This is a genomic window from Yimella sp. NH-Cas1, assembly GCF_022359705.1.
GTDB lineage: Bacteria > Actinomycetota > Actinomycetes > Actinomycetales > Dermatophilaceae > Yimella > Yimella lutea.
In genome coordinates this window covers 1,841,173-1,865,623 of record NZ_JAKSGG010000003.1, presented here as the reverse complement: position 1 = coordinate 1,865,623, position 24,451 = coordinate 1,841,173, and the positions used below count along the sequence as shown (strand labels likewise).

23 protein-coding genes, 1 pseudogene and 1 riboswitch are annotated in these 24,451 nt (G+C 67.7%); of the genes and pseudogenes, 13 read left to right on the top strand and 11 right to left on the bottom strand.

Annotated features, from left to right (window positions below):
- Positions 1 to 36: 36 nt before the first annotated feature.
- Positions 37 to 161: riboswitch (cobalamin riboswitch) on the top strand.
- A gap of 76 nt (positions 162 to 237) precedes the next feature.
- On the top strand, positions 238 to 1,590 hold the full coding sequence (locus MF407_RS09260; protein ID WP_239702105.1) for a prenyltransferase/squalene oxidase repeat-containing protein: 1,353 nt from the start codon (positions 238 to 240) through the stop codon (positions 1,588 to 1,590).
- A 363-nt stretch (positions 1,591 to 1,953) separates the two neighbouring features.
- Here MF407_RS09260 and MF407_RS09255 read toward each other — a convergent pair whose 3' ends face one another.
- Positions 1,954 to 2,532 (bottom strand): hypothetical protein, encoded by a 579-nt coding sequence (locus MF407_RS09255; RefSeq protein ID WP_239702104.1) that lies wholly within the window; start codon positions 2,530 to 2,532, stop codon positions 1,954 to 1,956.
- A gap of 87 nt (positions 2,533 to 2,619) precedes the next feature.
- On the opposite strand from MF407_RS09255, the gene MF407_RS09250 reads away from it, so the two are divergent.
- The 5 genes from MF407_RS09250 to MF407_RS09230 all read left to right on the top strand — a co-directional run bounded on the left by MF407_RS09250 (position 2,620) and on the right by MF407_RS09230 (position 9,272).
- Positions 2,620 to 3,771, top strand: coding sequence for an energy-coupling factor transporter transmembrane component T (locus MF407_RS09250; protein WP_239702103.1), 1,152 nt, complete (start codon positions 2,620 to 2,622; stop codon positions 3,769 to 3,771).
- On the top strand, positions 3,768 to 5,396 hold the full coding sequence (locus MF407_RS09245) for an ATP-binding cassette domain-containing protein (protein WP_239702102.1): 1,629 nt from the start codon (positions 3,768 to 3,770) through the stop codon (positions 5,394 to 5,396). Before MF407_RS09250 ends, MF407_RS09245 begins: the two co-directional genes overlap by 4 nt.
- On the top strand, positions 5,393 to 6,217 hold the full coding sequence (locus tag MF407_RS09240) for an ECF transporter S component (RefSeq protein WP_239702101.1): 825 nt from the start codon (positions 5,393 to 5,395) through the stop codon (positions 6,215 to 6,217). Before MF407_RS09245 ends, MF407_RS09240 begins: the two co-directional genes overlap by 4 nt.
- 122 nt (positions 6,218 to 6,339) lie before the next feature.
- A complete protein-coding gene (gene rpsO, locus MF407_RS09235; protein WP_129624911.1) occupies positions 6,340 to 6,609 on the top strand; it encodes a 30S ribosomal protein S15 in 270 nt (89 codons plus the stop codon).
- A 179-nt stretch (positions 6,610 to 6,788) separates the two neighbouring features.
- Positions 6,789 to 9,272, top strand: a complete 2,484-nt coding sequence (locus MF407_RS09230; RefSeq protein ID WP_239702100.1) for a polyribonucleotide nucleotidyltransferase — start codon at positions 6,789 to 6,791, stop codon at positions 9,270 to 9,272.
- Positions 9,273 to 9,341: 69 nt separating this feature from the next.
- Here the strand turns inward: MF407_RS09230 and MF407_RS09225 are convergent, their stop codons facing one another.
- On the bottom strand, positions 9,342 to 9,794 hold the full coding sequence (locus MF407_RS09225; protein ID WP_239702890.1) for an META domain-containing protein: 453 nt from the start codon (positions 9,792 to 9,794) through the stop codon (positions 9,342 to 9,344).
- Between the two features lie 119 nt (positions 9,795 to 9,913).
- On the opposite strand from MF407_RS09225, the gene MF407_RS09220 reads away from it, so the two are divergent.
- The 4 genes from MF407_RS09220 to MF407_RS09205 all read left to right on the top strand — a co-directional run bounded on the left by MF407_RS09220 (position 9,914) and on the right by MF407_RS09205 (position 14,891).
- A complete protein-coding gene (locus tag MF407_RS09220; protein WP_239702099.1) occupies positions 9,914 to 10,990 on the top strand; it encodes a hypothetical protein in 1,077 nt (358 codons plus the stop codon).
- A gap of 49 nt (positions 10,991 to 11,039) precedes the next feature.
- Positions 11,040 to 12,083 (top strand): LLM class flavin-dependent oxidoreductase, encoded by a 1,044-nt coding sequence (locus MF407_RS09215; protein ID WP_239702098.1) that lies wholly within the window; start codon positions 11,040 to 11,042, stop codon positions 12,081 to 12,083.
- 117 nt (positions 12,084 to 12,200) lie between these two features.
- The gene (locus MF407_RS09210) at positions 12,201 to 13,847 is read left to right on the top strand and encodes an alkaline phosphatase D family protein (protein WP_239702097.1); all 1,647 of its coding nucleotides are present in this window, start codon (positions 12,201 to 12,203) and stop codon (positions 13,845 to 13,847) included.
- A 93-nt stretch (positions 13,848 to 13,940) separates the two neighbouring features.
- Positions 13,941 to 14,891, top strand: a complete 951-nt coding sequence (locus tag MF407_RS09205) for a class I SAM-dependent methyltransferase (protein WP_239702096.1) — start codon at positions 13,941 to 13,943, stop codon at positions 14,889 to 14,891.
- A 7-nt stretch (positions 14,892 to 14,898) separates the two neighbouring features.
- Here MF407_RS09205 and MF407_RS09200 read toward each other — a convergent pair whose 3' ends face one another.
- Positions 14,899 to 15,177, bottom strand: a complete 279-nt coding sequence (locus MF407_RS09200) for a DUF6457 domain-containing protein (protein WP_239702095.1) — start codon at positions 15,175 to 15,177, stop codon at positions 14,899 to 14,901.
- Positions 15,170 to 15,763, bottom strand: a complete 594-nt coding sequence (locus tag MF407_RS09195) for an NTP transferase domain-containing protein (protein ID WP_129624919.1) — start codon at positions 15,761 to 15,763, stop codon at positions 15,170 to 15,172. The genes MF407_RS09200 and MF407_RS09195 overlap by 8 nt, the downstream gene beginning before the upstream one ends.
- A gap of 72 nt (positions 15,764 to 15,835) precedes the next feature.
- Here MF407_RS09195 and dapB point away from each other — a divergent pair, with 72 nt between their 5' ends.
- Complete coding sequence (dapB, locus tag MF407_RS09190) at positions 15,836 to 16,582, top strand: 4-hydroxy-tetrahydrodipicolinate reductase (RefSeq protein ID WP_345770849.1); 747 nt, start codon at positions 15,836 to 15,838, stop codon at positions 16,580 to 16,582.
- A gap of 69 nt (positions 16,583 to 16,651) precedes the next feature.
- Complete coding sequence (locus MF407_RS09185) at positions 16,652 to 17,323, top strand: DedA family protein (RefSeq protein WP_239702094.1); 672 nt, start codon at positions 16,652 to 16,654, stop codon at positions 17,321 to 17,323.
- On the opposite strand, the gene MF407_RS09180 is transcribed toward MF407_RS09185, so the two are convergent.
- The 4 genes and pseudogenes from MF407_RS09180 to MF407_RS09165 form a co-directional block, all read right to left on the bottom strand.
- Complete coding sequence (locus MF407_RS09180; RefSeq protein WP_239702888.1) at positions 17,307 to 17,819, bottom strand: LUD domain-containing protein; 513 nt, start codon at positions 17,817 to 17,819, stop codon at positions 17,307 to 17,309. The genes MF407_RS09185 and MF407_RS09180 overlap by 17 nt on opposite strands.
- A 110-nt stretch (positions 17,820 to 17,929) precedes the next feature.
- Positions 17,930 to 19,395, bottom strand: a pseudogene (locus MF407_RS09175) (LutB/LldF family L-lactate oxidation iron-sulfur protein).
- On the bottom strand, positions 19,392 to 20,132 hold the full coding sequence (locus MF407_RS09170) for a (Fe-S)-binding protein (protein WP_129624924.1): 741 nt from the start codon (positions 20,130 to 20,132) through the stop codon (positions 19,392 to 19,394). The pseudogene MF407_RS09175 and the gene MF407_RS09170 overlap by 4 nt, the downstream one beginning before the upstream one ends.
- On the bottom strand, positions 20,132 to 21,865 hold the full coding sequence (locus MF407_RS09165; protein ID WP_239702093.1) for an L-lactate permease: 1,734 nt from the start codon (positions 21,863 to 21,865) through the stop codon (positions 20,132 to 20,134). The genes MF407_RS09170 and MF407_RS09165 overlap by 1 nt, the downstream gene beginning before the upstream one ends.
- A gap of 152 nt (positions 21,866 to 22,017) precedes the next feature.
- Between MF407_RS09165 and MF407_RS09160 the strand changes: the two genes are divergently transcribed.
- Positions 22,018 to 22,740 (top strand): FCD domain-containing protein, encoded by a 723-nt coding sequence (locus MF407_RS09160; protein WP_239702092.1) that lies wholly within the window; start codon positions 22,018 to 22,020, stop codon positions 22,738 to 22,740.
- Between the two features lie 13 nt (positions 22,741 to 22,753).
- Here the strand turns inward: MF407_RS09160 and MF407_RS09155 are convergent, their stop codons facing one another.
- Genes MF407_RS09155 through MF407_RS09145 form a run of 3 tightly spaced genes read right to left on the bottom strand, consistent with a single transcriptional unit; the run spans position 22,754 to position 24,409 of the window.
- Positions 22,754 to 23,068, bottom strand: coding sequence for an AzlD domain-containing protein (locus MF407_RS09155; protein WP_239702091.1), 315 nt, complete (start codon positions 23,066 to 23,068; stop codon positions 22,754 to 22,756).
- Positions 23,065 to 23,853 carry an AzlC family ABC transporter permease gene (locus MF407_RS09150; protein WP_239702090.1) on the bottom strand — a complete coding sequence of 263 codons (789 nt, stop codon included), beginning with the start codon at positions 23,851 to 23,853 and terminating at the stop codon, positions 23,065 to 23,067. The genes MF407_RS09155 and MF407_RS09150 overlap by 4 nt, the downstream gene beginning before the upstream one ends.
- Positions 23,843 to 24,409, bottom strand: a complete 567-nt coding sequence (locus MF407_RS09145) for an N-acetyltransferase (RefSeq protein ID WP_239702089.1) — start codon at positions 24,407 to 24,409, stop codon at positions 23,843 to 23,845. Before MF407_RS09145 ends, MF407_RS09150 begins: the two co-directional genes overlap by 11 nt.
- Positions 24,410 to 24,451 lie beyond the last annotated feature (42 nt).

Genomic DNA, 24,451 nt, shown 5'->3' with positions numbered 1-24,451 from the left:
TTCGCGATGTGCAGGGTGGTTCATGGGCTCGGCACGGGCGAGTAGAATGATGCTGCGCATCAGTGAGGGGAAAGCCGGTCCAAGTCCGGCGCTGACCCGCAACCGTAGGTTCCTCGGCAACGAGGAACGAGCCGGAGCTCCTTAGCCGATGTCAGCTCACATCCCCGTCGAGGTCTACGGGCGAGCGCCGAACCTCTTTCGGCGGCCCGCGCCCAGGGCCGTCTGGAAGAAGGAACCATGACTCTCCTCACCACCGCCCGTGCGGGTTTCGCGGGCACCGCGACCCTTGCCGCATTTGCGCTCGCCGTCGCGCCGGCCCACGCCGCCACCACCCCTGATGACGCCGCGTCCGCCTTCGTGGTGGGCCAGCTCGCCGCGAAGGGCAACTACCTGAACGCCGAGTTCGGTGGCGAGAGCTACCCGGACTACGGCCTCACGATCGACGCTCTGCTCGGTGTTGCCGGTACCGGCACCGGCACGGCGCAGATCTCCAAGACCGCCGACTGGTTGGTCGCCAACGGCACCTCGTACTACGGAGCCGGTTCCGAGGCGTATGCCGGGTCCCTTGCCAAGCAGGTCGTGATGCTGCAGGCCACCGGCCGTCCCTCCGGCGCCCTGCTGACCAAGCTCAGGAGCATGCAGACCGCCGCGGGTCGTTTCAGCGACAAGTCCGAGTACGGCGATTACTCCAACACGATCGGCCAGTCGTGGGCCTTGATCGCGCTCAAGCGTTCCGGTGAGACGGTCCCGACCAAGGCGATCGACTTCCTGGTCGCGCAGCAGTGCGCCGACGGTGGCTTCCGTCTCGAACTCGGCGCAGCGAAGTGCACCAGTGACTCCGACGTGACCTCGTTCGCCGTGCAGGCTCTCGCGGCCAACGGCCGCACGACCGCGGTGTCGAAGGCCGCCGGCTACCTGGCCACGCAGCAGGTTGCATCGGGTGGAGTGCGCGGTGGCACCTCGACCGAGAGCCCCAACTCCAACAGCGCCGGACTTGCCGCCGTGGCCTTCACCCTGGCCGGCCGCACCGACAACGCGGCGAAGGCGACCGCCTTCGTGAAGACGCTCCAGTTCGGCTGCTCGGCGCCCGCTGCGCTGCGCGGTGCGATCGCCTACGACAAGCCGGCCTTCGATGCGAAGATCGCCGCCGGCTCCCGCGCGGTGGTCACCGACCAGGAGACGCGCGCGACCCCGCAGGCGATGCTTGCGCTCACCCTCACGCCCTACGTCCGGACCATTGCGGGCGGCTCCGCCGGTGTCGCGGCACTGGACTGCGGAACGAACCCGACCTCGTCTCCCACGGCTACGGCTTCGCCGAGTTCGACCTCGAGCCCGTCGAGCTCGACATCCACCACGACGTCCACCACGACGTCCAGCACGACATCCAGCACGACGACGACCTCGGCCGGTACTGCGACCACGTCCTCGACCATGTCCTCGACCACGTCGATCGTCACCGGTCCGCCGGTTGTCACCGACGGTCCGACCTCCTCGGACGGTGGAGCGGACCTCGGCGTGCTGGCCGGCGTCGGCGCGTTCTTCGCAAGCATCGGTGCGGGGGCAGTGGCTCATGGCCGTCGTCGTCGCTGATTCCCGTACGCGGGTCTGGGTGCGACTGTTGGCTGCGCTCACGCTCGCATTCGCTCTCGTCGGCGTCGCTCCTGCACATGGGCAGGCAAGCAGCTCGGTGCGGACCGCCGCTGCGAGTTGCTCGGGTGTGACCGTGGTCGTGCAGTACACCGGGGGAGCCAGCACCCGCTGCGCCCCGGGCTCCTACGGTTCCGCGCTCGATGCATTGCGCGCGGCGGGACACACCCCGCAGCGGGCGCAACTGCAGCCCGGCTACTTCCTGTGCCGGATCGACGGCAACCCGACCTCCGACCCGTGTATGCGCACTGCTCCGGCCAGCGCCTACTGGGCCTTCTTCCACGGTCGCGCGGGCTCGGGGTGGACCTACTCCAACACCGGTGTCGCCACGTTCTCGGCTCCGGCCGGCACCTGGATCGGCTTCCGGTTCGGGTCCGGGGGAGCGCCTTCGGTGGTGCCTTCGGCGCCGAAACCGACCGCTACCCCGACGCAGACTCCGCGACCGAGCACCACGGCGCCGCGGCCGTCGAGCACGTCGACCAGCAGTTCGACGAGCAGGCCGACGAGCAGGCCGACAAGCACTGCGCCCCGTCCGTCGTCGAACGCGGCACGTCCGACGTCGGGTTCGAAATCGTCGTCGACCTCGGGCCGCCCGGCGGGAACGCAGCCGAGCTCGACAGCGTCCGCGGCCTCGCCGAAGCAGAGCGCTTCGGCGTCCTCGAGGGCTTCGAAGAGTGCTGCGGCACAGTCGAATTCACCCAAGGGATCCACGTCGGCGACGGCGAGTTCGAGTGCCGCTGACAAGACGTCCGCGTCCAGTGCGCAGCCGTCATCGGCTGCCTCGACGCAGGCCCCGGCCACCTCCAGCGTCGATGGCCCGGCGGCGACTGGGCAGCGCACCGAGGTCGCGGCCTCGCAGCGCACGAACTCCGGTGGCGGCGGCACGAACCTCGGCCTGTTGATCGGCGGTGGTGCCACGGTCGCGCTCGCCGGCCTGGCGGGCGTGCTGGCGCTGCGCCGTCGACCGCAGGAGTGAGCACACCGGGTCGGTCGTCGGCCCAGGCTGCCCGGTTCGTACACCCGGGCGCCTGGTGGCTGTGGGCATGCTGCCTCGCGGCAGCGGTCACCCGCACGACCAACCCGGTGCTCCTGCTCCTGGCCCTCACCGTCGTCGTCCTCGTCGTGATCGCGCGCCGTCCGGACGCACCGTGGGCGAGATCGTTCACGATGTACGCCTGGCTGGGACTGTTCGTCATCGTCACCCGCATGGTGCTGTTCGTGCTGATCGGATCCAAGGCCGGCCCGACGATCCTGGTGACCCTGCCGACGGTCGACCTTCCGTCCTGGGCTGCGGGTATCCAGTTGCTCGGCCCGATCCCGCTGGAAGACCTGATCGCGGCATTGTGTGAGGGCCTGCGCCTGGCGACCATGTTGCTCTGCTTCGGCGCCGCCAACGCGCTCGCCAACCCGCGGCGGCTGCTGCGCGCGCTGCCCGCTGCCGTCCGGGACATAGGGACCGCGGTCGTCATCGCGCTCACCGTCGTCCCGCAACTGGCCGAGAGCGCCAAGCGTGTCGCACGGGCGCGAGAACTTCGCGGGACCTCGGTCAAGGGGGTGCGTGCCCTGCGCGTGATCGCGCTCCCGGTCCTGCAGGACACCCTCGACCGTTCGTTGTTGCTGGCTGCCTCGATGGACTCACGCGGCTTCGGCACCCGCCACTCGGTGAGCCATCGTGACCGCCGCCTCGTCGGAGTGCTGTCGCTCGGCGGGCTGATGGCGGTGTGTGTCGGGCTCTACGGACTGCTCGACGATCGCGGTGACCAGGCCATCCCGCTGTGGGCGACGGTCGCGACCGTGGCCGGCCTCGTGCTCGGCGCGCTCGCGGTCTGGTGGGGCGGACGTCGGGTGCCGCGTTCGGTGTACCGGTCGGATCCGTGGAAGTCCGCCGAGACGATCGTGTCGCTGTGCGGGGTCACCGCTCTGGTCGCGATGATCGTTGCGCTGGAACGAAACCCGCTCGCGACGATCATGCCGCTCGAACCGACCCTCGGCACCCCGCTCGTGCCGCTCACTGCGGTGCTCGGGTTGCTCGTGGCGGCGTTGCCGGCCTTCGTCACCCCGCCGCTGCCGCCCAAACCCAAGCGGGGACCCCGACAGCACCAGCAGATGCAGGAGATCTCATGAGCTTCCCGGCGATCGAGTTCGACCGCGTCACCATCACCTACGCCGACGAACCCACACCCGCAGTACGCGATGTGAGCATCGAACTGGAACAAGGTGAACTCGCGGTGCTCGTCGGACGCACCGGGTCGGGCAAGTCGACGCTGCTCGGCGCGATCAACGGACTCGTGCCGCACTTCACCGGCGGACTGCTCACCGGGCACGTGCGGGTACACGGACGTGATACCCGCGACCATCTGCCGCGGGAGATGGCCGACCTCATCGGGTATGTCGGGCAGGACCCGCTCGCGGGGTTCGTCACCGACACCGTCGAGGAGGAACTCGCCTACGGGATGGAGCAATTCGGCATCCCGCAGCAGGTGATGCGCAAGCGCGTCGAGGAGACGCTCGACCTGCTCGGCATCGCCGACCTGCGGCATCTGGCGCTGCGTGACCTGTCCGGGGGACAGCAACAACGTGTCGCCATCGGCAGCGTGCTGACCCTGCAGCCCCAGGTGCTCGTGCTCGACGAACCGACCTCCGCGCTCGACCCCACCGGAGCCGAGGACGTGCTGGCGACGATCACCCGGCTGGTGCACGACCTGTCGGTCACGGTTGTCATGGCCGAGCACCGCATCGAGCGCGTGCTGCAGTACGCCGACACGCTCATCCACGTCACGCGGGACGGGCTGGTCGAGGTGGGGGAGCCCGCCGAGATCATGCGCACCGCCACGGTCGCGCCGCCCGTCGTCGAACTCGGGCGTGACCAGGACTGGACACCCTTGCCGCTGTCGGTGCGGGACGCGCGGCGCAAAGCACGCGGACTGCACACCGAACTCGAACAACACGACGACCTGGAGCCACCCGCGAACCTCACCAGCGGTCCGGTCACCCTGCGTGCCAAGGGAGTTCGCGTCACCTACGGCGACTTCACGGCGGTGAACGATGTTGACCTGGAACTGCGTCGAGGCGGCATCACCGCACTCATGGGGCGTAACGGGTGCGGCAAGTCCACGCTGATGTGGGCGCTGCAGGGAGCCACCCGTCCGGCGTCCGGCACGGTGACTGTCGACGCCGACGGAACGTGGGTCGAACCGTCCAAGATGGCAGTGCCGCAACGCCGTTCGCGTGTCGGGTTGGTGCCGCAGAGTGCGAGTGACCTGCTCTATCTCGACACGGTCTGCGCTGAGTGCACTCAGGCGGACGCCGAGAGCGACGCACCGGCGGGCACCTGCGAGGACCTGCTGCGCGAGATGGTGCCCGACATCGTCCTCGACCGGCACCCGCGCGACCTTTCCGAAGGGCAGCGCCTGGCTCTCGTGCTCGCCGTCCAACTGACCGCCCGACCCTCTGTCGTGCTGCTGGACGAACCCACGCGCGGCCTCGACTACGCCGCCAAGGCGGCCCTGCGCGCGACGCTGCGGACGTGTGCCGATCGTGGCCAGGCCGTGCTCGTGTCCAGCCACGACGTCGAGTTCATCGCCGAAACGGCCGACGACGTGATCTTCATGGCCGATGGCGACGTGGTCGCGTCCGGAACGACCTCGGACGTACTGCTCGGCTCGCCTGCGTTCGCGCCTCAGGTGGCCAAGATCCTGGCGCCGTTGCCATTGCTGACCGTCGACCAGGTCAGGCGCGCGCGCTCATGACGGCCACCACCACGCATGTACCCAGCGGTCGGGCGAAGGCGATCCCGTTGCGTCCGCGCTCCGCGCTCGCGATCGCGCTGGTCAGCATCGTGGGCGTGATCGGGTTCGCGTGGCCGTTGTTCATCACGGCCGACTCGATGCTCGCCTCGCACACCAATGATGCTCCGTTGCTGTTCGCACTGATGCTCCCGCTCCTGCTGGCGGTCGTGTTGTCGGAGGTGAGCGAGGGCGGCATCGACTCCAAAGCGATCGCGATGCTCGGTGTGCTGTCGGCCGTCGACGCGATGATGCGGCCGCTCGGCGCCGGCACCGGGGGCATCGAGGTGATGTTCTTCCTGCTGGTGCTGTCCGGACGGGTCTTCGGCGCCGGCTTCGGCTTCGTCCTCGGATGTACGAGCATGTTCGCCTCGGCGATCCTCACCGCGGGCATCGGTCCCTGGCTGCCCTTCCAGATGCTCGGGGCGGGGTGGATCGCGCTCGGCGCCGGTCTGCTGCCGCCGCTGCGCGGACGGGCGGAGATCTTCATGCTGATCGGCTACGGAATCATCTCCAGCCTGCTGTACGGCTGGATCCTGAACTTCTATTTCTGGCCCCTCGGCACGTCCGGGGAGCCCGCGATCTCGGTCGTTCCCGGTGGTCCGCTGCTGACCAACCTCAAGCACTTCCTGGCGTTCAACCTGGCCACGTCCCTCGGCTGGGACCTCGGCCGCGCGATCACCACGTCCGTCCTGATCGCCCTCACCGGACATCCGATCCTGCTCACCCTGCGTCGCGCGTCCCGCAAGGCAGCGTTCGGTCGACCGACGAGCCTCGCCGATTAGGGCGGGACGCCGGGCCGCTGGTACCTTTGGCAATGCCGTCCAACGGCCGCGGATCCAGAGCGCCCTGGTGAACAAGCCCAGGTGCACCGCGCAACAACATGACGAAAGGTAGTCGCCTCAACATGCCACTCACCACCGCCCGTAAGGCCGAGATCGTTGCCGAGTACGGCAGCGCCGCAGGCGACACCGGTTCGCCCGAGGTGCAGGTCGCACTGCTCACCGAGCGCATTCGTGAGCTCACCGAGCACTCGCGCCAGCACCCGCACGACCACCACAGCCGTCGTGGTCTGCTGCTCCTGGTGGGTCAGCGCAAGCGCATGCTGCGTTACCTCGAGGAGATCGACATCGAGCGTTACCGTTCGCTGATCAAGCGTCTGGGCCTGCGCCGATAATTGAAGACTTGCGTCACGAGGCGATCCACCTGCGGGTGGATCGCCTTGTCGCGTAGGAGGGGACCGGCCGCGAGGTAGGACGTACCGAATGCGTCGCCTCACCCGATCCCCTTGAGAAGAAAGCCCGTTCGCACACAACGACGATGTGCGACGAGATTGAGAAGAACAGGAGGGCCCACATGGAGGGTCCAGAAATCACGTTCGCCGAAGCCACCATCGACAACGGCAAGTTCGGCACTCGTACGGTCCGGTTCGAGACCGGACGCCTCGCCAAGCAGGCCGCTGGAGCAGTGCTCTGCTACCTCGATGACGAGACCACCCTGCTGTCGACCACCGCGGCCGGCAAGCAACCGAAAGACCAGTTCGACTTCTTCCCGCTGACGGTCGACGTCGAAGAGCGCATGTACGCCGCCGGCAAGATCCCCGGCAGCTTCTTCCGTCGCGAGGGTCGTCCCTCGACCGACGCGATCCTCACCTGCCGTCTGATCGACCGCCCGCTGCGTCCGGCCTTCGTCAAGGGTCTGCGCAACGAGGTCCAGGTCGTCATCACGGTGCTGTCGTTGAACCCCGACCATCAGTACGACGTGCTGGCGATCAACGGCGCCTCGGCGTCGACCCAGATCTCCGGTCTGCCGTTCTCCGGCCCGATCGGTGCCACCCGCGTCTCGCTGATCGACGGTCAGTGGGTTGCGTTCCCCAACTTCTCCGACATCGAGCGTTCGACCTTCGACATGGTCGTCGCCGGTCGGGTCGTCGGCGACGACGTCGCGATCATGATGGTCGAGGCGGAGTCGACCGAGTCCACCTGGGACCTGGTGAAGAACCAGGGTGCTCAGGCGCCGACCGAAGAGGTCGTCGCCCAAGGTCTGGAGGCCGCCAAGGGCTTCATTCGCGTGCTCTGTGAGGCGCAGTCGGAGCTTGCTTCGAAGGCTGCCAAGGAGGTGCAGGAGTTCCCGCTGTTCCTGGACTACCAGGACGACGCCTACAAGGCTGTCGAGCAGGCCGGCCTCGCCGACACCGAAGCTGCGATGCAGATCGGTGACAAGCAGGAGCGCGAGCACCGACTCGACGAGATCAAGGACTCGCTGAAGGCCGACCTGGGCGGCGAAGGCCGTCCGTTCGAGGGCCGCGACAAGGAGATCTCCGCTGCGTTCCGTTCGCTGCAGAAGAAGCTCGTCCGCGAGCGCATCCTGCGCGACAAGGTGCGCATCGACGGCCGTGGCCTGAAGGACATCCGTGCGCTCTCGGCCGAGGTCGAGGTGCTCCCGCGCGTTCACGGCTCGGCCATCTTCGAGCGCGGCGAGACCCAGATCATGGGTGTCACCACGCTGAACATGCTGCGCATGGAGCAGCAGCTCGACACCCTTTCGCCGGTGTCGCGCAAGCGCTACATGCACAACTACAACTTCCCGCCGTACTCGACCGGTGAGACCGGCCGCGTGGGTTCGCCCAAGCGCCGCGAGATCGGTCACGGCGCCCTGGCAGAGCGTGCGCTCATGCCGGTGCTGCCGACCCGCGAGGAGTTCCCGTACGCCATCCGTCAGGTCTCCGAGGCGCTCAGCTCCAACGGTTCGACCTCGATGGGCTCGGTCTGCGCGTCCACCCTGTCCCTGCTGAACGCCGGTGTGCCGCTGCGCGCTCCGGTCGCCGGCATCGCCATGGGTCTGGTTTCCGCGGAGGTCGACGGCGAGGTGCAGTACGCCGCGCTGACCGACATCCTCGGTGCCGAGGACGCCTTCGGTGACATGGACTTCAAGGTCGCCGGTACCAAGGAGTTCGTCACCGCGATCCAGCTCGACACCAAGCTCGACGGCATCCCCGCCGACGTGCTCGCCGGTGCGCTGACCCAGGCCCGCGACGCGCGCCTGCACATCCTCGACGTGATGAACGAGGCGATCGACGCTCCCGACGAGATGTCGCCGTTCGCTCCGCGCGTCATCGCGGTGAAGGTGCCGGTCGACAAGATCGGTGAGGTCATCGGCCCGAAGGGCAAGATGATCAACCAGATCCAGGAGGACACTGGTGCCGACATCTCCATCGAGGACGACGGCACCGTCTACATCGGTGCGACCGATGGTCCGTCGGCCGAGGCTGCGCGCGCGGCGATCAACGCGATCGCCAACCCGCAGATGCCCGAGGTCGGCGAGCGCTTCCTGGGCACCGTCGTCAAGACGACCACCTTCGGTGCGTTCGTTTCCCTGACGCCGGGCAAGGACGGTCTGCTGCACATCTCCGAGGTGCGCAAGCTCGTCGGTGGCAAGCGCATCGACTCGGTGGACGACGTCCTGAAGATCGGCCAGAAGGTCCAGGTCGAGCTCAAGGAGATCGACCCGCGCGGCAAGCTCTCGCTTGCCGTGGTCGAGGCTGCAGGTTCCTCCGACGACTCGGCCCCGGCCGCTTCGTCCGATGTGCCGGACGCCGCCGCCGGCCCGGTTGCCGACGCTCCGGCGTCCGATGACCGGTCCGAAGCTCAGGTCGACACCCAGGCCGACGAGGTCAAGGGCGACAACCACGCCGACGCCGAGGGCTCCTCGGACGAGTCGGGCGATGGTGAGGGCGAGCGTCGCCGTCGCCGTCGTGGTGGTCGCGGACGTGGCCGCAAGAACGACGAGGGTGACAACAGCGGTGACAACAACGAGGGGTCGGACTCCGACTCCGAGTGATCCTCACTCCAGGCGAAGGCCGTCGATCCGAAAGGGTCGGCGGCCTTCGTCGTGCGTGGGCGGCTGCGGTCAGCGGCGGTCGAACACCAGGCGCCAGCCGTCGTCCGTCGTCGCAACCAGGCGTCCGTCCTTGGAGGTGAGGGAGAAGTTTTCCGTGCCCAGCAACGCGTTCATCGCCTCGATCGAGGCGCCCTTGCCGGCCTGTGGGTTGAGGCAGGCGACCGTCGCCATCGCGACGGCGTCCGTCGAATAGCGAGCGCCCGCCTTCTCCACGAGTTTGCCCCTGAACGGTGCACAGCCGTCGCTGCCCTCGATGTTGTTGCCGCTCAGTTGGATTCGCGCGCCGGAGCCGGACGCGTCCTGACTGGGAGAGCCGGGTTCGGTGACCGAGGTGAGCGTCCAGGAGCGACCGGTGAGTCCGGCATTCGACTCCGCAGAGGAGGACCACGCGATGGCGGCAGCAAGGCCGGCTGTGGCGACGGCGACACCGCGGGCCGCGATGCGCTTGTTCCTCGCTCCCATCACGAAACCATTGTCCCCTACGAGTCGGCCGACAGACTTTACGAAGTGCTTACCTGTGGAAATCGGCGACACCCCGCGCAGGTGTCCCATGGTGAAGCCTCCAGTCGAGAGGGGACACCATGGCACGTCACGCAATCCGACTCGGGGCCGTCGCCGCCACGGCGTTGCTCGTCGGCGCCTGCTCGGGCCAACAGGTCAGCGACCGATCCACCGCAGCTTCGTCCGGTTCGACGACGGTGACGAGGACCCCACCGCAGCCGCATCTGTCCGGGTCGCAGGTGAAGGCTGTGCTGGCCGACTACGACAAGCGCAACGACGCAGCCATCGACAAGCACCTCGAGGGTGACCCGTCCGGCTGGTCCCGCGCGGACGCCGCCGGCCTCCTCGCGGCCGATGCCTTCGATACGGCCTTCCGTAAGGCGTCCATGGACGCCGGCAAGGTCAAGGGGCCGTCCGTGAGCGGCGCATCGACGCAACCCTCGCAAGCCGATGCCTGGCTCGGCGGAGGAACCGACCAGGACGGTCAAGGACGGTGGATGCTGACGGTTCGCCACCGCGCCGACAAGCACGCGAACAGCAAGGGCGAGTCGTCTGTGGCGTACAGCGCCTGGCAGTCCGGGTCGGGCACCACGGGGTGGAAGTTGTTCGCGACGGCGGGATCGGACGGTGGGTCGAAGCCGCCGAGTCCGGGCGCGGTGACCCCGCTCTCGGGCACGCACAAGCAGGCAGTGGCCAACGCCATCTCGAACTCTCTGTACGCGATCGGCAACGGCAACTCAGCGGACTTCGCCGATGCCTCGCAACTGAAGAGGGTGCGCGAGTTCGGCTTCGTGGGTGGTCAGAAGGACGTTCCGGCCACCGATCGGGTGCGGATCAGCTACGACTGTGCAGGCTGGGGCGACCGGGCTCGATCGGATGCGCGCAAGGCCACGCTGGTCGGCACCCAGGCGGTTCGGATGCAACGAACCGGGGCCATGACGCTCGCCATGGTCACCCTCGACTGCGACTGGACGGCTGCGTCCGACAAGTACGAGCTCTGGTTCAGCCCTGAGGTCGCCAAGGTGATGAAGGGGTCGACGCAACCCACCCACAGCCTGCGCCGCCCTGCTGTGTTGATGCTGCTGCTCGCAGTTCCCGACAGTGGAAAGCCATCGGTGCTCGGTAGTGGGACGAGGTTCCTGCTGCCCCGCGCGTAGTCGGGCAGGACCTTGGAACAGCAACGACCAGCCCGTGGTTGTCCTATCCATGAAGGCTTTCGGTTTCTTGAGTTTCGGCCACTACGGCTTCTCCGGCTACGAAGCCCGCGAGATGTTGCAGCAGGCCGTGCAGTTGTCGGTTGGCGCCGACAAGATCGGCGTCAACGGCGCGTACTTTCGCGTGCACCACTTCGCCAAGCAGGCGGCGTCCCCGATGCCCCTGCTGAGCGCCATCGCTGCGCGCACCGACAACATCGAGGTGGGCACCGGCGTCGTCGACATGCGCTACGAGAACCCGCTCTACCTCGCGGAGGAAGCGGCGGCCCTGGACCTGCTGTCGGACGGCCGGGTGGCGCTGGGCGTGAGTCGTGGGTCACCCGAACCGGCGCTGCGCGGCTGGGAGGCGTTCGGGTACACCGGTTCCGCCGACCCCCGCGGCGCCGACATCGCGCGTCCGAAGTTCGAACGTTTCATGGACGCCGTACGTGGCGTGCCGGTGGCCGACGCCGACCCGGCCCAGTTCGGTCCCGGCCAGAAGTTGCGCATCGAACCGCACGCACCGGGGCTGGACCGTCGGATCTGGTGGGGAGCGGGTAGCCGTGACACCGCCGAGTGGGCTGCGGCACAGGGCGTGAACCTGATGAGTTCCACCCTGCTCACCGAGGCCACCGGCCAGGCGTTCGGTGACCTGCAGGCGGAGCAGATCGATCGCTACCGCACTGCGTGGAAGGCCGCCGGGCACGACTGGACGCCGCGAGTCTCGGTGAGCCGCAGCGTCTTTCCGTTGATGAACGCGCAGGACCAGATGTACTTCGGTCTGCGATCGGGCGACAGCGCCGACCAGGTCGGTGTGATCGACGGCTTCCGCTCGACGTTCGGCAAGACCTATGCCGCCGAGCCGGACGTGCTCATCGAACAACTGCGCGACGACGCGGCGGTGATGTCGTCCGACACCCTGATGTTGGCCATCCCGGCTCAGCTGGGCGTCGAGTACAACCTGCACGTGCTGCGTTCGTTCGCCGAACATGTCGCGCCGGCGCTCGGCTGGAAGCCGAACACCGACGGTCCGGTGCAGGGCGATCCGGTCGGCTGAACGACGCCGGTTCCGGTCGTGATGGCGACCGGAACGCTGAACTTCGGGTGTAGAGGCGTGATGGACTCGCCGGTCCCGGACAGCCGTTCCAGGCCCTTCAAGTGGTGGGATGAGGGCATGGCTTCATTGGTTCTTGGTCCCGTCCTGCGCCATGTGGGCGAGACGAACGCGACGATCTTCGTCGAGACCGACGAGCATTGCCGGGTGACCGTTCGCAGCGAGGGGCGCGAGTGGTCGTGTCAGACCTTCTCCGCGCACGGACACCACTACGCGATCGTGCTCGTCGACGGCCTCGAGCCGGCCAGCATCCAGGACTATTCGGTCGATCTCGGCGACCAGCAGGTCTGGCCCGAAGCCGACAGCGAGTTCCCGCCGAGCCGGATCGCAACGCTCGACCCCGCCAAGGACCCGTCATTCCTGTTCGGTTCGTGCCGCACCTCGGTGTCGCACGACAAGGAGGGCACCGACCTGCACGGCGTCGACGCGATGCGTTCGTATGCGTACGAGATGCGGCGCAACCCCGACCACTGGCCCGACTTCGTTCTCTTCCTCGGTGACCAGTTGTACGCCGACGACACCTCGCCGCAGATGCGCGACTTCATCGAGAAGCGGCGAGGCCTCGACGACCCGCCCGGCGAGGAGGTCAAGGACTTCATCGAGTACGCCGAGCTCTACCGCCTCGCCTGGACCGAACCGGCCAACCGGTGGCTGCTGTCCACGTTGTCGAGCGCGATGATCTTCGACGACCACGACGTCCGTGACGACTGGAACACCTCGGCCGCCTGGCACGAGGAGATGAACAAGAAGCCGTGGTGGCACGAGCGCATCGTCGGCGCCCTCGGTTCGTACTGGATCTATCAGCACGCCGGCAACCTCGACCACGAGGCGCTGCAGGACGACAAGATCTGGAAGATCATTGCTGCACACCGCGATTCGAGCGAGCTCGACCTCACGGAGGTCGTCGACGCGTTCGGTGAGGAGGTCGACAAGGACCCCACCACGTACCGCTTCTCGTTCACCCGTGACCTGGGGGAGTCCCGCGTCATCGTGATCGATTCACGGGCGGCGCGCGACCTGCGTCCGGACCACCGGGCGATGCTCGACGCCGACGAACTCGCCTGGCTCGACGAGCAGATGCGCGGCGACTGCCAGCACCTGTTCATCGGATCGTCCTTGCCGTTCCTGCTCCCGACCGGAATCCACGACCTGGAGTCGATGAACGAGACCTGGGCGCAGGGTGACCGTCCTCGCCTGGCGAAGCTCGGTGAGAAGGTGCGGCAGGCCGTCGACCTCGAGCACTGGGCCGCGTTCGAGAAGTCCTTTCGCGACGTCTCGCAGATGGTGATGCAGGTGGCGCGCGGCGAGCGCGGCAAGGCGCCCGCCACGATCACCTTCCTGTCCGGCGACGTCCATAACTCCTACGTCAACGAGGTCACCAGGACCCGCGAGCCGATCGAGTCCAAGATCGTCCAGGCCGTCTGCTCGCCGATCCGCAACCCGCTGCCGCGCCACGTCCGCATGCTGCAGGGCACGCTCGCGGGCTGGATGGGCGGCCCGATGCGCTCGCTGGTCAACAAGTTCCCCAAGGTCAAGAAGCCCGATTTCGACTGGGAGACCACCCACGGTCCGTGGTTCGACAACAACCTGGCCCGCGTCGAGGTACTCGGTCCGCGGTTGCTGCTCACCTGGGCCCGCGGTGACGTCGAGGGTGACGATTACGACAACCCGGGGCTCGTCCGCGTCGCAACGGTTCTCATCGATTGACACCGTCTTGTCGAGTGGCCGGGCTATGACCTGGTGGCCGGGATATAGCCCGGCCGGTGGTTCATGGCCCGGCCACTCGGCGAAGATGGGGGGATGCATCTGATCGTCACCTGTGCCGTCGGCCTCGAAGACCTCCTGCGCGGCGACCTGCAGCAGGCGGGCGCCCGAGCGGTCGTCAGCGGCGAGGGTGAATTGACAGTCACCGTGGACGAGATCGATGTGGTTCGCTCGAACCCCATGGTCGACAGGGTGGCCATGTCCTGGTCGCCCGGAGCGCCGCTGGAAGATGCTGAAAAGCTTTGCCGCGCGACCGGATTCGATGGCGACGTCGCGTTCCGGGTCCATGAGAAGGACCCCACCGTACGGGATGGGATCGTCCGGGCGGTCGGACATCAGACCGGATGGCGCAATGAACCGGGGGACTGGCAGGTCAACCTTGTTCCGGGGACGGATCGAGCCGAGATCGGCCCGCTCGCCTGGGCAGCCCGGTTCGGTGCGATGGAGCGTCTTCCCGCGACCACTCCGCCGTCGGTCGCGGCCGGCGTGCTGCGTTTGGCGAAACTGCAGCCCGGAATGGCGCTGCTCGACCCGTGCGGCGGTGTCGGCACGATCCCCATCGTGGACGCGATCGGACGAGACGGGCGCGGATTGATCGTCGACCTCAGCCCCGAGTCGATCGCGTTGGCACGCAACAATATTCGCACGTTCGGTCTGAAGGACCGGGTGTTCGCCGAAGAGGGGGACGCCACCTACCTCGACCTGGCGGACGCGTCCGTCGATCGGGTCGTCTCCGATGTCCCGTTCGGCAAGCGGATCGGTTCGAACCAGGAGAACGACACGTTGTACCCCGGCCTGGTGCGGGAACTGGGTCGAGTGCTGACTCAGGACGGGCGGGCGGTGGTCATCACCGACGACAAGCGCCGGTTCGCCGATGTCGTTGCTCGTGACCGGTCATTGAAGGTCGTCAAGGAAACGGCGCTCCGATACAACGGAGTGACCCCGACAGCGTTCTCGCTCACCAGGGTTCGCGCCCGAGGGCGCTGAGATCCGGTCAGTCGGATGCAGGGGGAAGCGTGTCGACGATCCTGTCGGCGATCGCCTTCTGATCCACCGGCCCCCCGGAGGCAGCCGCCAACCCGACGGCGATCCCGAGTGCGTACGAGCTCACCGGCGCCATCGGCCGCACGAAGCGGTGCGCCACCTCCTTGGTGACGTCAAGCACGAGTCCGACATCCAGCAGATCCGGGTCGACACCGATCTCGACGCACACCGCGCGCAGCCATTCCTGCTGCTCCTTGCGGGTGGGTTCGGCGGGCTTGTCGTCAGTCATCAGGATCTCCTTCGATGAAGTAGTCGTTCCAGGAGGCGACCTGGTCCCAGGTGTCGACGTCCTCGCAGACGCGGTTGGGCGCTTCGATCGCGGTGACGTCGATGCCGCCGAAGAGGGCGCGCATCGATTTGTCGGTGGGATCGTGCAGGGCTGACGCGGCCTGCACGAGCGGCTCGGTGCGGTACACACCTGCGACCCATTGGGTATGCCCGCGGCCGTCGGCCAGCACGCAGCCATCGCGATCGCGGCCGGCGAGCAACAGCGGCACGGCCTCCCGCGCCAACGGCAGGTCACAGGCGAGCACCAGCGTCCACGGTGCGCGTTCGCCCTCGAGTTTGCGCAGACCGGTGACCGTTGCGGCAGCCGGTCCGCCGAAGACGGGGTCCTCCCGAATCTGGTGCACGCTCGGCGGCAGGTCGCGAGGCGGGCCGACGACGACGACATTGCGTGCGCTGTCGACCGCCTTCAGCACTCCGTCCAGGAGTGGACCGTCACCGACGTCGAGTGTCGCCTTGTCGACCAGGCCGAGCCGTGACCCACGGCCGCCGGCCAGCACGATCGCGTCGTACGCGTCCGAGTCGAGCATCCTCGCGTTCCCCTTCGTGTGCGAAGTGGACAGTCTTGCAGAGTCCGGGGTGTCACCGCCTAGGGTTGCCGTGTGACTGAGCGCATCAAGGTGGCAGTGATCGGTGCTTCGGGCCGCATGGGTTCCCAGGCGGTGCAGGCGGTGCAGGACGCCGTCGACCTCGAACTCGTGGGCACCTTCGACCAGGGCGACGACCTCGGTGACCTCGGCGGAGCCCAGGTTGCTGTGGAGTTGACCGTTCCGTCGGCGTCAGCGGCGAACATCGCCCATTGCGTCCGTCAGGGAGTCCATGCCGTGGTCGGCACGACCGGTTGGGACGAGGAGAAGCTCGCCGCGTTGGAGAAGGAGTTGGCTCAGCAGCCGGAGGTCGGCGTGCTCATCGCGCCGAACTTCGCCATCGGCGCGCTGCTGATGATGTCGTTCGCCGAGCAGGCGGCCCGTTTCTATGAGTCCGTCGAGGTCGTCGAGACCCATCACCCCGACAAGGTGGACGCGCCGTCCGGCACCGCCGTGCGGACGGCCCGGATCATCGCTGAGGCACGGCGCGAGGCCGGTCTGGGCGACGTCCCGGACGCCACCGAGCACGACCCGGACGGTGCCCGCGGAGCCGTCGTCGACGGCGTCCCTGTGCACGCGCTGCGTCTGCGCGGACGCGTGGCGCATCAGGAGGTCGTGTTCGGCGGAGTCGGTGAGGCGTTAACGATCCGGCACGACTCGTTCGACCGGATCAGCTTCATGCCGGGCGTCCTCACCGGTGTCCGAGAGGTCGGCAAGCACCCGGGTCTGACCGTCGGTCTGGAGAACGTCCTGGGTCTGTGACCCGTCCCGGCCACATGTCGTTCAACTGGATGTTGCTCGACGTGGTTAGCGTCCGCCCATGGGGACACGATGTTCGACGGTCTGCTGAATGCCCTCGGCGATCTCATGGGGTCGCTGTGGATCTACCCGCTGATCGCCGTCATCTCCCTGGTCGATGCGATCGTGCCCATCTTCCCCAGCGAAGCGCCGTTGATCATGGCCGGTGTGTACGCGGGATCGACGGGCTCACCGAACCTGATTCTGATCATGCTCTGCGCGGGCGCCGGGGCGATGGCAGGCGACCACGTCGCGTATTCGATCGGTCGGGCCGCAGCCGGCAAGATCGATCGAATCCCGCAGCACACCCGTCGCGGTAGGGCGATCGCCGGCGCGAAGCGGTTGCTGGATTCCCGTGGTGGCATGGCCCTGGTCATCGGCCGGTTCATTCCCTGGGGACGCATCGCCACCACGGTCGTCTTCGGCGCGATGCGTTATCCACGAATGCGGTTCACCATGTTCGACGCGATCGGGGTGACGGCGTGGGCACTGCACGGCACGCTGATGGGCTACATCGGCGGCCACGCCTTCGAGCAGGAACCACTCAAAGGACTCGCGCTCGGCCTCGGTCTGGCGATCGCGGTCTCGGCTCTCATCGAACTGGTCCGCTGGCTGCTCGCTCGGCGCCAACGCAGCGGGTCCCCGGCCGAAGCCGAGGACCCGCAACCGACGGGCAACACCGATCGGATCAGCGCACGAGGATGACCTCGAGGTTGCGAGGCCCGTGCACTCCTTCGACCCGGTTCAACTCGATGTCGGAGGTGGCGCTCGGACCGCTGATCCAGGTGAGCGGACGCCCCGCTTCCACGGACGCTCGCAGCCGGGTGATCGCCTCCGGCACAGAGGTCACCACCTGATCGGCATGCACGACGCAGATGTGCACGTCCGGCACCAGCGACAGTGCTCGCCGGGCCTGACCGGCGCAGTGGTCCAGCACGATGGTTCCGGTGACCGCGATGCCGACGCTCGACGTGGTCACCACTGCGGCGATGTGGTCGAGTGCCGTCGCCGACAGATCTTCGTCGACGGTCGTCTCGATGGACGTGGGTGCTACTTCGGGTGGTAGATCCGGCGGGACGACGACCGTGTGGCAACCGTGTTCGGCCAGCACCGCGTCCACGGCCGCAGCGATGCCGTCGACCGACACCTCACGCACGATCGCCCGGTAGTCGCGCATGTTCTCCACGAACAGATCAAGCATGGCCTCGGTCTCCATCGGCTCCGTGGCAGGAGCGGGAGCCACCGAAACCGTTGCAGCCGAACCCGATTGCGTCGACCTGATGCGGCCGAGGATCTCCTCGCGTGCGCTGCTCATGCCTGACCTCCACCGGTACGGTCCCACCACTGCCGGAACGTCTCCTTGGGTGGCACGGGCACGTCGCGAGCGCTGCTCCACGAGGACGCGGGCCAGGGGAGTGCCCCCAGGGCTGTCCGGCGACCCAACAACTTCCCCCCAACGTGGATGCCTTCTGTGCCTTCGCCAAGCGGCGGCTGTCGGCGAACATCCATGCCGCCGCCTGCATCGTCCTGGACTCCACGGAATTGTGCCCACGGTGCTCGTCGACGACCTGCGTGCGCAGTTTCACCAACAGGCGCGGGATGTCGATGCGCACCGGGCACACCTCGAAACACGCACCGCACAGGCTCGAGGCGTACGGCAACGACTGGTCGATCGCACTCGATGTGCCACGCAGCTGCGGCGTGAGCACCGCGCCGATGGGTCCGGGGTAGACCGAGCCGTAGGCGTGGCCACCGGCGCGTTCGTACACCGGGCAGACGTTGAGGCAGGCCGAGCAGCGGATGCATCGCAGCGCCTGCCGTCCGACCTCGTCCGCCAGTACGCGCGTGCGTCCGTTGTCGATCAACACAACGTGCACGTTCTGGGGCCCGTCACCTTCGGCCGGGCCGGTCCACATCGTCGTGTACGGGTTCATCCGTTCACCGGTCGAGGAGCGCGGGAGCAACTGCATGAACGTGCCGAGGTCCTCCCAGGTCGGCAGCACCTTCTCGATGCCGACGACGCTGATCAGGGTCTCGGGCAGGGTCAGGCACATGCGTCCGTTGCCCTCGGACTCCAGTACCACGAGTGTGCCGGTGTCGGCGATCGCGAAGTTCGCTCCGGAGATCGCGACTTTGGCCCGCAGGAACTTCTCCCGCAGGTGCAACCGCGCTGCCTCGGCGAGTTCGCGTGGCATGTCGGTCATGTCTTCAGGAGCAGGGCGGCCGACCTTGCCCATCTCCTGGCGGAAGATCTCCCGGATCTCGGCGCGGCCGCGGTGGATCGCCGGCACCAGGATGTGCGAAGGGCGGTCGTGGCCCAACTGGACGATGAGTTCGGCCAGGTCGGTCTCCCACGCATGGATTCCCGCAGCCTCGAGCGCCTCGTTGAGCTCGATCTCCTGGGTGGCCATCGACTTCACCTTGACGACCTCGTCGACACCCTCGGCGCGAACCAGGTCGAGCACGATACGGTTGGCCTCTTCGGCATCACGTGCCCAGTGCACGGTCGCACCGCGCTCGGTGAGCTTCTCCTCGAACTGCAGCAAGTAGCTGTCGAGGTTGGCGAGCACCTCGTCCTTCACGTCGGCACCGTTGAGGCGCAACGCTTCCCACTGCGACACCTCCTCGACCACGGACGCTCTCTTGGCACGGATCGTGTGGGTGGCGTGTAGCAGGTTGCGCCGCTGCTGGGTGTTGGCCAGAGCGTCCTTGGCCATGGCCGGGAACTTCGGCATCCCGACGAAGGTCGGCGTGGTCTTCGCAAGGGGGGCGCTCATAAGACATCTCCGTCCGTCGAAGCGAGGATCTCGGCCAGGTGCAGGGTGCGGACGCCGGAACGCTGGCGACCGAGCAACCCACCGATATGGGCGAGGCAGGAATTGTCTCCGGCGACGACCACTTCGGCCTCGGTGTCGCGGATGCGGCGCACCTTGTCGCTGCCCATCGCCACCGACACGTCGGCGTTCTTCATCGCGAACGTGCCGCCGAAGCCACAGCACTCGTCGGCAGCGGGTAGTTCGACCAGGTCGATGCCTCGAACCTGCCGAAGGAGTTGCAGCGGCTTGTCGCCCACCTTCAGCATGCGCAACGAGTGGCAGGTCGGGTGGTAGGTGACCCGGTGTGGGAAGTACGCACCGACGTCCGTCACGCCGAGCACGTCAACGAGGAACTCCGAGAGTTCGTAGGTCTTGGGCGCGACCTTCGCGACACCGTCGGCGAGCGCGGCGTCGCCCGACCGGGCGGCCAGGTCCGCGTACTGCTCACGCACCGAACCGGTGCACGAACCGCTGACCGACACGACAGCGTCGTAGCCCTCGAACACGTCGACGAACTTGCGCGCCAGCGGAATTGCCTCGTCGGCGTAGCCGGTGTTGGTGAACATCTGGCCGCAGCAGGTCTGCTCCGAGGGGAACTCGACGTCCACCCCGAGGCGACGGAGCAGGCGCACCGTCGCCTTCGGGGTTTCGGGCCACATGGTGTCGTTGAAACACGTTGCGAAAAGTGCGACTCGCATCAGGGCAGCATCCACGACAGGACGGTGGCCTGCAGGCCGACGAGCACGCACATGAGCGCGAGCAGACCGAGCGACCAGAGTACGACCTTGCGGAAGATGTCCGACTCGCGACCGAGCAGACCCACCGAGGTGGCGGCGATCGTGAGGTTCTGCGGGCTGATCATCTTGCCGACGACACCGCCGGAGGAGTTGGACGCGACCAGCAAGGTCGGGTCGATGCCCGCCTTCTGCCCGGCCGTCTGCTGCAGCGTGGCGAAGAGCGCGTTCGCGCTGGTGTCGGACCCGGTGACTGCGGTGCCCAACCAGCCCAGGATCGGGGACAGGAAGGCGAACGCGGTACCGGTGCCGGCGATCCAGGTGCCGATGGTGATCGTCTGGCCCGACAGGTTCATCACGTACGCCAGCGCCAGCACGGATGCGACGGTGAGAAAGGCGAAGCGCAGCTTGATCGCGCTCTCACCGAACTCCTTGGCCCACTTGCCCAGCGACACCTTGTACACCAGCGCCGTGATCAGCGAGCAGATCAGCAGCAGGGTGCCGGGGGAGGAGAGCCACTGGAAGTTGTAGGTCGTGGTGGACGACACCTTGCCGGCGGCGTTGACGATCTCGCCGTGCAGACCGGGCCACTCGATCTTCTGGTCCGTGCCGACCAGGAACTCCTTGATGGGTTCGATCAGCTTGGCTGCGGCGAACACCGCGATGACCAGCAGGTAGGGGAACAGAGCCATTCCGATGCGTCCGGGAGTCAGGTCGCGAGCGCGGGCGTCCATGTCCTCCTTGCTCTCGACTGCGTCGTCCGCGTCCGCGTCCGCGTCATCGGCGAGCGAACCCGATCCGGCCGAACCGGAGCCGACCGAGGCCAGCTCCCGCTTGCGGGCGGCGGCGAGGTCGGCGAGCGCCTCTTCGCGTCCCGTCGGCTGCCAGAAGCGCAGCATGACGACGGCGGCCGCGAGCGCGACGAGTGCGGCGATGACGTCCGTCAGTTCCACCGAGATCCAGGTGGCCGAAACCCATTGGGCAACGGCGAACGCGAAGCCGACGACGAGGGCGATCGGCCAGGTCTGCTTCATGCCGCGCTTGCCGTCGACCAGGGCGACCAGCATGAGCGGGACGAACAGGGCCAGGACCGGCGTCTGGTGGCCGACGTACGCGCCGATCTCGTTGTAGTCGATCTTGGTGAGCGTGCCTGCGGTGATGATCGGGGTGCCGACGGCGCCGAACGCGACCGGCGCGGTGTTGGCCAGCAGAGCAACAGCGGCGGCACGCAGCGGCGAGAAGCCGACGGCCATCAGCATGACTCCGGTGATCGCGACGGGCGCTCCGAAGCCGGCGAGGGCTTCGAGCATCGCACCGAAACAGAAGGCGATGATGATCGCCTGGATACGCGGGTCGTCCGAGACGAGGTGGAAGGATGCGCGCAGGTCGTCGAAGCGGCCGCTCACGACGGTGATCTGGTAGAGCACGATCGCGCAGAAGACGATCCACATGATCGGGAAGAGACCGAAGACCGCACCCTCGGACGCGGACAGCAGTGCGAGGTTCACGGGCATCTCGAACGCCAGGACGGCGACGAGGATCGCGACGGCCAGCGCCGCCAGGCCGGCCCAGTGGGCCTTCCATCGCAGTGCGCCGAGCGTGATGAAAACGGTGAGGAGGGGCAGCAGGCCCACCAGTGCGGACAGCCAGAGGCTGTCGGCCACCGGCGCCAGCGGTGGGGTGTAGGTGCTCGTCATCTGGGAGCCTTCCGTACGCGACCGAATGGTCAGACCAAGGATGTGATGCACACCATAGCGGCATCACTTCGGTTACCGGCAAGTCATTTCGCCGCTCTCGCGTGTCGTCGGCGCCTGCCGGCTTCGTCCGGGGCACGGCCTACGCTGCTCGGATGCCGGAAGATGACGCACGGCCTTCGGGGGCCAAGACATGGGAAGTGGTCGTCGGCTGGGTGGAGGAACGGATCCTCGACGGTCGGCTGGTTCGTGGATCGATGCTGCCCGCCGAACGCGAGCTGGCCACGCAACTGGGGGTCAGTCGAGCAGCCGTGCGCGAGGGCGTCCGCACCCTGCAGGCCAGCGGGGTGCTGTGTCCCAACGTCGGCGCGGGCGCGACCGGGGGGACGATGGTTGCCGGCGAACCACACGTGGCGCTGACCCGGATGTTGCGCATGCACGTCGCGCTCGCGAACTTTCCCGCCCGCGACGTCACGCAGGTGCGCGTCGTGCTCGAGCGTTTGTCGACCTCACTGGCCTGCGCCCACGCGGACGACGGCGCGCGTGCCCGGATGCGCGAGGCACTGAATGCGATGGACGACGATGAACTGACCCGCGAGGAGTTCAACCGGTTCGACACCCGGTTCCACGTCGCGATCGCGCGTGCCGCGGGCAACCGGCTGGCCACCGACCTGACCGTGGCAATCCGTGAGTCGATGCGGCAACCGATCATGCGCGGCTTCGACGAAGTGGCCGACTGGCACCTGCTGCGCAGTCAGTTGCGCAGTCAGCACCACGCGATGATGTCCGCCATCGACGCGCGGTCCGCCGCCGAGGCAGCCGATCTGGTCGAGCACCACATCTGGTCCGCCTACGAGGCGATGCCCCGGCTGCACTGAACCAGACCCGGGCCTAGCCCCAGCCGATCGCCCGCAGGATCGCCGCGGTCGCTCCAGCAAGCACGATCACCAGCAGGAACGGCGCTCGCAGACACAGTGCGAGGATCGCGACGAGGAGCCCGGCGGCGCGGGCGTCCACGATGGTCGAACCCTGCGGTCCGCCGAATGCCTGCACCGCGACGAGTGCTGCCAGCAGGGCGATCGGCAGGTACTTCATGATCCGGCTGATCAACGGTCCACCGAGCCAGTCGTGCGGGACGAGATAGCCCAGCAGCTTGGTGACCAGCGACAGCGCTCCGGCGACCAGCACGATCGCCCACAGACTCATCGGCGGTCGTCCTGTGGGTCGATCGTCTTGTCGAGGTGATGCCCGAGCCTGGCCTGCAGGTCCTCGTCCACGATCGCCTCGCCGTCGGACCCCTCGGACGCATCCGGCAAGGCACCGGCGACAACTGCAGCGAGTGCAGCGATGAGGATCGGCGTCCCCGCCGGTGCGTGTGGCGCCACGATCAGCGCGATCGCTGCCGCGGCCGCGGCGGTTAGCCGCGTCCGCAGCGTCGTCAGTCGCGGCCAGAGCAGCGCGATGAAGGCGCCTGCCGCTGCGGCGTCCAGACCCCATTTCTTCGGATCGCCGAGTGCGTTGCCGAGCAGAGCGCCGGCGAAGGTCATCAGATTCCAGAAGACGAAGACCGCAATACCGGTCCACCAGAAGCCGACCCGGGTGCGCTCGCGATCGGGCTGTGCGATCGCGACGGCAGTCGACTCGTCGATCGTCAGGTGGGCAGCGACCACCGTGCGCCAGCCGCTCGCCTGAAGCAGTCGCGAGACCTGCAAGCCGTAGAACGCGTTGCGCAGCCCGAGCAGCGTGCTGGTGGTGACGGCGGCAACCCCGGTGCCTCCCGACGCGATCACGCCCACGAGCGCGAACTGGGACCCGCCGCTGAACAGCAACAGCGACAGCACCATCGCCTGCCACACATCGAGCCCGGCGGCGACGGCCAGTGCGCCGAAGCTCGTGCCGTACAGGCCGGTGGCAACGCCGATCCAAAGGCCTTGGCGGGCAACGGGTTTCGTATCTGCGGTGAGGTGTGGTCGAAGCGGCCTAATGCTCATGGTCGTGCGCTTGCTCCTCGAGCGGCGCCGAGGAATCGGTGTGCATTTCGATCTCCCGGACGGTGTCGCCCGCGGACGTCACGATGCGGTCGGCGTATCCACCGGACACCACGAAACCTGCGGTCGCGAGGAAACGGACAACAGGCGTGTCGCGCTCCATGATCCGGACGCGGACGTAGCTGCGGTCGTTGGCGGCGAGAGTGTCCATCGCGGCGTTGAGCAGCCGGGACCCGTGACCCTTTCCGCGGTGGTCGGGGTGCACGCCTCCGGCCAGGATCTCCGCTTCACCCTCGTGCGCGCCGTCCTGCATGACGGGGCCGACCGCCACGAACCCGACGATGGTGTCGAGTTCGGTGGCGACCAACAGTCGGTGGACCGGCGATGGGGGAGCAGCGAGCGAGGAGCGCCACGCCTGCTCGAACTCGGCCGCCTCGAAGGCTTGGAGGGTCTCCGGTTCGACGACGTCGGCGAATGCCCGTCGCCAGACCTGCGCCTGCACCTCCCCGACCGCGGGGAGATCGTCGGTCCGTGCCGTTCGCACACTCGCATCGCTCACCCGACCGATTCTCGCAGCCAGGATGGGATGGTCGCGCGCTGG